This window comes from Bartonella queenslandensis AUST/NH15 (assembly GCF_000312585.1).
GTDB lineage: Bacteria > Pseudomonadota > Alphaproteobacteria > Rhizobiales > Rhizobiaceae > Bartonella > Bartonella queenslandensis_A.
Map to the genome: position 1 here is coordinate 78,718 of NZ_HE997977.1, position 7,401 is coordinate 86,118.

Below are 7,401 nucleotides of genomic sequence, written 5' to 3' on the forward strand. Positions count from 1 at the left end.
ATAAAATAGTTTTATTTTTTCCTATAAAAACAGCATGGAATTCTGATTGATAACAAGAATCTCAGTTTTTTTTCACGCGCTCTTTTTATCACTATTTTTTTTATCCATTACAAAGAACGATCTCGATATACTGATAACTGTTTGATTATAGTGTAATTTTTCTCCAAGAGTTTTTTTCAAACTGAACAGAAAAACGTCCTCTACAGCACATAAAATATAAATCACAAAGCGCTAAAAATCTCACTCACATAGAGCATTATTTATAATAATAATTGAAAGCTTGATTTATAATCGTTGAGCATTTTGCAATGTACATGTGCACCCCCACGATCATAAGATTTACCCGTTTCATCTCCTCTCCCATAAGGCATCATATTAATAGCATTCACCTGTGCAATTCAAAGATATCACAACCGCCTTAAGAAAAACGACAAATATCTCTCATATAACATTAACATTTCAAAGCAAAAACTGTTACAATATTGAAAAACTGGCAAGTGCTATTCCCAACTTGTCCTTTTATTCAGCGCAAAAATGGAGCCATCCAATGGATTTTATGTTATATAATCCATATTCTTCACCGTGAAATGGGCTTTTAAAATACGAGATGTTACATGACTGAGCTCTTTAAATACTCATATACTAAAGCGAATAATAAAAAACAAAAAACGAATTCTCTAAATATCAATCCATTAGGCATCAATCCATAGGGATCGTTACAAACCGTAATTCTCCATCTGGGCGCGCTACGATAAACAGAGCATTTTTACGTCCAGTTTCACGTAATTTATGAAGACGTTTTTTAGCTTCATCAATTGTTGTAATAGCACTCTGATTGATATCAACAATCACTTCACCAATGCGAATACGCTTTTTATCCGCTGCGCTATTTTGTGCGACAGATGTCACAACGAGTCCTTGAAGTTTATCTGAAATTGAATAACGATGACGCAAATCCTCTGTCAGTTCAGATAATGTCATGCCCATCAATTGCATTGTCACACTTTTCGGCAGATCACTATTTTTTTGATCATCAACTTCTTCTTCTGTCTCTTCATTGGCATCGGTTTCAATCAAACGTCCAAGCTTAACTTTTACTGTTTTTTCTTGCCCATTCCGTAAAATAGTAACATCCACAACTCTTCCTTCTGAACTCTCCGCAACTAAACGCGGCAAATCACGTGCATGCTTAATTTTGGAATTCCCAAAGGAAAGAATAACATCTCCAGTTTGCAACTGGCTATTATCGACATTATTTCCTTCCGTCTGTTCTATTTTACCAGCCACCAATGCTCCTACAGCACTGCCTAGTTTTAAACTTTTTGCAATATCCTCTGTTACCGGCTGAATACGAATAGCCAACCAACCACGTCTTATTTCTCCAAAATCACGCAATTGATTAATAACAGAAAGTGCCATATCCGATGGAATAGCAAACCCTATACCGATAGACCCTCCAGAAGGGGAAACAATTGCTGTATTAATGCCAATGACTTCACCATTTCTATCAAACAAAGGACCACCAGAATTGCCTCGATTAATCGCTGCATCTGTTTGAATAAAATTATCATAAGGACCAGCATTAAGATCACGGTTACGTGCAGAAATGATACCAACCGTCACACTCCCACCAAAACCATAAGGGTTACCAATAGCCATAACCCAGTCACCAATACGTGCTTTTTCTGAATCACCAAAACGCACAGCTTTTAATTTTTTATTGCCCGCATCCACTTGCAGCAACGCTAAATCCGTTTTGCTATCCTTTCCAAGGAGCTTTGCCTTTAGTTTTGTACCATCCGTAAAATTAACTTCAATATCATCAGCATCAACAATAACATGATAGTTTGTAACAATAATGCCTTTTTGTGCATCAATCACAAAACCAGACCCCAAAGAACGCACCTTTTGAAACTGACTATCTTTTTGACCATCTTTGGGGGTAAAAAAATCACTAAAATATTCCTCCAACAATGAATCTTTTGGAATAACAGGTACCGAAGTATTTTCATCCTGTTCAGTTCCTTCAACAGTCTGAGCTGTAGAAATATTGACAACCGTCTCCAAAAGCTCAGCAGCTAAATCAGGAATAGAAAGTAGCCCCTTGCTTGTCTCTGCACCCCAAGACAAACCCGTTGATCCTGATAGAAATAAAACCACACAAAAAATAACTCTTGTAATAAAAGATTTCAAAAACTCACTTTTACTCACGACACTACTATCCATGACATGCCTTTAACCAAAGCCGTAAAGAGCTTTACTCAATTTATTCTGCAAAATCCGTATGGCTTAGCACTCTCTTACATTCATCATAAAAACAAGCAGCTATAGAACATACTTCTTATACGAAATAGTATCCTCAATACATTCGTTTTATCTATTCTCCACCGGACTTTGAATCCGCTTTGCTCAAACTAGGACTCATTGTTGATGAAGGTTTTTTCTTTGCTTGCGGAGAATTTCGAAAATAAAAAAAGAAATCCTCATTTGGCGAAATGACCATCGGCGTTTTCTCTAAATTCTTATACTGTTCCATCGCTAACCAAAAATCATAAAAAGATGGATTAGCTTCCCGAGCATTTAACAAAATGCGAATACTTTCAGCCTGTCCTTCACCGCGCGTAATTTCAGCATCACGCTTTGCAGCTGCTACGATTTCTTCATATTCACGGTTTGCCTCTGCCACAATACGATCTCTCTCTTGTTGACCACGGGCCCGAATATTTTCAGCAGCAGCTTCCCGTTCAGCAGCCATTTGCCGATAAACGTCTTCTGAAACAGCATCGGTTAAATCGGTTTTTCTAATACGCACATCAATAATAGTAATACCCAGCGAACCTGCATCTATAGAAAATTGCCGTTGTACCTCAGCCATCATCGCGCCTCGCTCATCTGATAAGGCTGCTTTAAATTCTCGCTTACCATAAACAGCACGCAAAGCGTCAATAAACCGTGGTGCAAGATTTTCACGTGCAGCAATCTGTGGACGCCCAGAAGCAATACGCTGTAAAAACAATTTTGGATCCGTAATACGATAAATAAAGAACGCATCTACTTCATAATAAGCACCACCACGGACTTGCACCGATTGCGTAGGAACATCGTAACGCAACAACCGATTATCCACCACAATCATCTTATCCACAAAAGGCATTTTAAAATAAATTCCAGGATTAGATTCGACCTTAACGATTTGTCCAAAACGCTTAATGGCGACTTGTTGACGAGGATAAACGATAAAAAATGACATCCATAAAATGATAAAAAAAATCATTATGGTACTAAAAACAAACAAAAAACGAGACTGCTGCATTATTTACGTCCTCCAGAAATATGAGAATCCAAGAGCGATACAGAACGTGCTGACGATGTCTTTGTTTTTTCTGATAAATTGTTACGCAGCAATTCGTTTAGAGGAAGATAAGGCACCGCTGGAGAATTAATTTGATCGAGAAGCAATTTATTGGGTGAAGAGAAGAGACGCCCCATCGTCTCCATATAAAGACGATAACGTGCAGCCTCTGGTGAAATTGCTGCCTCACGGGCTATGGCCTGAAAACGTTCAGCACGACCTGTTGCCTCTTCAACCATTTGAGCTTTTTCACCTTTCGCGATTTCCCGTGTCCGTGAAGCTTCACCATTTGCTAAACCAATCTTCGTAAAACGTACACGATTTCCTTCTTCAATCATTCGTCCCCGTTCTTGCTCTGCCTGCTGAACAGAATTAAACGCCGCAGCAACTTTGGTAGGAGGAGCAGCTTCACTAATCGATACACGGCTTATTTCGACCCCGAGTTGATATTTATCTACAGTCAACTGGGTAATCTTTCTCACATCGTTAGCAACTTCCTCTTTTTTATCGCGTAAAACATCATCAACGGGTCTTGAACCAATAACCTCTCGCATTGCACTTTCAGCAACCTGACGAACAGTTCCTTCTTGATCATTCACATTGAATAAAAATTGTCCTGGATGTGAAATACGATAATAAACAGAAAAATTAACATTCACAATATTTTGATCACTCGACAGCATCAAACCTTCACTTTGTTGTCTCTGTCCAGTCTGTCCACCAATTGCAATTGTTTTTTCTGTTAAAGGCACTTTCATATAAGTCTCAATTGGCCAGAAATGAAAATGCAAACCATCACCAATAATGCCTTCCTTAGGCACACCGAAACGCAATTCTACTGCTTGCTCATTTTGTTGAACAATATAAAGTGACTGATAGAGCAAAAAACACACAGCAAGAAGAAGGAATAAAACAAAAAAACCGCCTCGACTAAATTGTTTAAACTGATCCTGCCCTTTACGCAAAATATCATCAAGATTAGGACCATTATTGCCACCATTACTGCCACCAGAACCAAAAAAATTCTTAGCTGATGTTTTTTTTTCACCGCTGTTCTTGTTTTTATCGCCACTCCACGGGCCACCACCATTTTGATTTGTCCAGGGCATTATCACCTCTTTAACTGACTACCATTCATTCAAATACAACCATTCACTTAAAGCTTACAGGGTTCCTCTTATCTCAATTACGCAACTGATAACCCCTTTCCACTTCATATTACAAAAAATTATTTCCGCTCATAAACAACAAAACGTGTCGGATGACTATCTTTATCCCCTTTGGGAATATCTTGTGTTTGCACAATAGTCCACTTTTCTTTATCAAAAATAGGAAAAAAACAATCACCTTCTATAGAAGCTAAAACTTCTGTAAGGAATATTTTATCAGCAAGACTAAATCCTTGTTGAAAAATTTCACCCCCACCAATAATAAAAATTTCCTCTACATCATTTTGAGAAGCAACGCTTTTTGCAAGAGAACAAGCCTGCGATAAAGAGTGCGCAACAACAGCCCCTTCAGCGCTGAAGGTACAATCACGCGTAATGACAATATTTGTACGCCCTGGTAAAGGTCTCCCGATAGAATCCCAAGTTTTTCGCCCCATAATAATGGGCTTACCCAACGTCAACGCTTTAAAGCGTTGCAAATCTGTCGATAAATGCCAAGGCATTGCACCTTCACGACCGATAACACCATTCTCTGCAACAGCAACAATTAAACAAATGGAAATCATCATATTGCTACCGGCGCTTTAATATGAGGATGTGCTTCATAATTAAGCAATTCAAAATCCTCAAATTTAAAAGAAAAAAGATCTGTTATCGTTGGATTTATGCGCATACATGGCAAAGCATTCGGGATACGAGACAATTGATATTTTGCCTGTTCAAAATGATTAGAATAAAGATGAGCATCTCCCAGCGTATGAATAAAATCACCAACTTCAAGGCCACTGACTTGTGCAATCATCATCGTTAACAATGCATAGGATGCAATATTAAATGGAACGCCTAAGAAAACATCTGCCGAACGCTGGTAAAGCTGACAAGATAATTTACCCTCAGCAATGTAAAATTGAAAAAGACAATGACACGGAGGCAGAGCCATTTCCTCTATTAATGCGGGATTCCAAGCTGATACAATCAAACGACGAGAATCTGGCGTTTCCTTAATCATCGTTAAAAGATTGTCAATTTGATCAATATGGTGTCCATCAGGGGCAGGCCAAGAACGCCACTGATACCCATAAACAGGACCAAGATCTCCCCTTTCATCAGCCCATTCGTCCCAAATAGATACACCATGCTCTTTCAACCATGCGATATTTGTATCGCCTTTAAGAAACCACAAAAGCTCATAAATAATTGAACGTAAGTGTAATTTCTTCGTCGTTAACAATGGAAATCCCGCTTGTAAATCAAAGCGCATTTGATAGCCAAAAATAGATCGCGTTCCAACGCCCGTTCGATCTGTTCGATCAATCCCCTGATTTAAAACATGAGATAAAAGAGCAAGATATGATTTCATAGGGCTATTATGTCCGATTCTTTTCATTATAGAAAACAAAAACTGTAAAATCCGAACAAAGATCATTCAAATCTTTTTCCGAAAACATCTTACACAAGAAAATTATCATGATCTGACTAAATTTTTCATGCAAAAGATAAAATACTATAGACAGCTTCTAAGAAAATAACATAGAGGGATAATAAACAAAGATGGATGAACATGAGATAAAGGGATCAACTATGGAAAAACAAGAAGCCTTAGCACCACATGACACAAGAAAACGTGTTCTTTCGATCATATCGAGCGCATCAGGTAATCTGGTGGAATGGTATGATTTTTATGTTTATTCTTTTACATCTATTTATTTTGCCTCACAGTTTTTTCCTTCTGATGGTGATGTTGTTACCGAGCTTTTAAAATCTTCCATTGTCTTTTTTATCGGCTTTCTTATGCGTCCGATTGGTGGTTGGCTCTTTGGTTTTATTGCCGACCGTTACGGTCGGAAACGCTCTTTACTTATTTCTGTTTTTATGATGTGTGGCGGTTCTTTCCTTATTGCCCTCCTTCCTACCTATGAAACAATTGGAACGACAGCAGCTGTTTTACTCGTTTTACTTCGTATGATCCAAGGACTTTCCGTTGGCGGTGAATATGGCACAACAGCAACTTATATGAGCGAAGTTGCTCTTAAAAAACGTCGTGGTTTCTTTAGCTCTTTCCAATATGCCACGCTTATTGGCGGTCAACTTCTTGCAAGCCTGGTTATGTTTATTCTCGCCCTCTATCTCACGGAAGATCAGTTAAAAGCATGGGGCTGGCGTATTCCTTTTGTGATTGGTGGATGTGGCGCAATTGTTGCAATTTATCTGCGTCGTTCTCTTCATGAAACAACCACAAAAGAAAATCGTTCTCAAAAACATACAGGTAGTCTTAAAGAGCTTCTACGTAATCACGGAAAAGCGTTTCTTTTAGTAATTGGTTTTACAGCTGGTGGATCGCTCATATTTTATACCAGCACAACTTATATGCAAAAATATCTAATCACGACGAGCGGATTTGATAAACACACTGCTAATACAATAATGACAGCCGCACTATTCGTATTTATGTTACTCCAACCCATTTTTGGTTCTCTAGCGGACAAAATTGGTACAAAAGCTTCACTGCTTATTTGGAGTACCCTTTCCATTATCTTCATCGTTCCAGGTCTTAGAATCATAGGGAGCACCCATGACACTTGGATTGCACTCTTAATCGTTATAGGAATGCTGTGTATTTTGAGTTTTTATACATCCGTCTCTGGTATCGTAAAAGCAGAAATGTTTCCTGCTTCAGTGCGCGCCATGGGAGTTGGACTCTCTTATGCTATTGCCAATGCGCTCTTCGGTGGTTCTGCTGAAGCTGTAGCTCTCGAATTTAAAAAGCATGGATATGAATCATACTTCCATTTTTACATAGCCGGCATGATGATCATTGCCTTCATCGCAATTTTCTTAATGCCAGATGCTCGCAAAAAGGGATATTTACAAGGAGACGAT

Annotated in this window: 6 protein-coding genes; 1 reads left to right on the forward strand and 5 read right to left on the reverse strand. The window is 38.5% G+C overall.

Annotation, left to right across the window (positions count from 1 at the left end; genetic code table 11):
* Positions 1–699: 699 nt before the first annotated feature.
* From BN338_RS00940 to BN338_RS00960, 5 genes are all read right to left on the reverse strand, one after another.
* The gene (locus BN338_RS00940; RefSeq protein WP_039758163.1) at positions 700–2,226 is read right to left on the reverse strand and encodes a Do family serine endopeptidase; all 1,527 of its coding nucleotides are present in this window, start codon (positions 2,224–2,226) and stop codon (positions 700–702) included.
* Positions 2,227–2,377: 151 nt separating this feature from the next.
* Positions 2,378–3,313, reverse strand: coding sequence for a protease modulator HflC (gene hflC, locus BN338_RS00945; protein ID WP_039758164.1), 936 nt, complete (start codon positions 3,311–3,313; stop codon positions 2,378–2,380).
* Positions 3,313–4,461 (reverse strand): FtsH protease activity modulator HflK, encoded by a 1,149-nt coding sequence (gene hflK, locus BN338_RS00950; protein WP_039758166.1) that lies wholly within the window; start codon positions 4,459–4,461, stop codon positions 3,313–3,315. Before hflK ends, hflC begins: the two co-directional genes overlap by 1 nt.
* Before the next feature lie 119 nt (positions 4,462–4,580).
* Positions 4,581–5,090 carry a dihydrofolate reductase gene (locus BN338_RS00955; protein WP_039758168.1) on the reverse strand — a complete coding sequence of 170 codons (510 nt, stop codon included), beginning with the start codon at positions 5,088–5,090 and terminating at the stop codon, positions 4,581–4,583.
* Complete coding sequence (locus BN338_RS00960; RefSeq protein WP_039758180.1) at positions 5,087–5,881, reverse strand: thymidylate synthase; 795 nt, start codon at positions 5,879–5,881, stop codon at positions 5,087–5,089. The genes BN338_RS00955 and BN338_RS00960 overlap by 4 nt, the downstream gene beginning before the upstream one ends.
* Before the next feature lie 221 nt (positions 5,882–6,102).
* Here BN338_RS00960 and BN338_RS00965 point away from each other — a divergent pair.
* Positions 6,103–7,401 (forward strand): MFS family transporter (locus tag BN338_RS00965; RefSeq protein WP_039758170.1); only part of this gene is annotated, 1,299 nt, incomplete at its 3' end.

What these genes read in the sequence shown, in the direction of transcription:
- BN338_RS00940 (WP_039758163.1), bottom strand. Translation starts at nt 2,226, where the DNA reads ATGGATAGTAGTGTCGTGAGTAAAAGTGAGTTTTTGAAATCTTTTATT.
- BN338_RS00955 (WP_039758168.1), bottom strand. Translation starts at nt 5,090, where the DNA reads ATGATGATTTCCATTTGTTTAATTGTTGCTGTTGCAGAGAATGGTGTT.
- BN338_RS00960 (WP_039758180.1), bottom strand. Translation starts at nt 5,881, where the DNA reads ATGAAATCATATCTTGCTCTTTTATCTCATGTTTTAAATCAGGGGATT.
- hflK (WP_039758166.1), bottom strand. Translation starts at nt 4,461, where the DNA reads ATGCCCTGGACAAATCAAAATGGTGGTGGCCCGTGGAGTGGCGATAAA.
- hflC (WP_039758164.1), bottom strand. Translation starts at nt 3,313, where the DNA reads ATGCAGCAGTCTCGTTTTTTGTTTGTTTTTAGTACCATAATGATTTTT.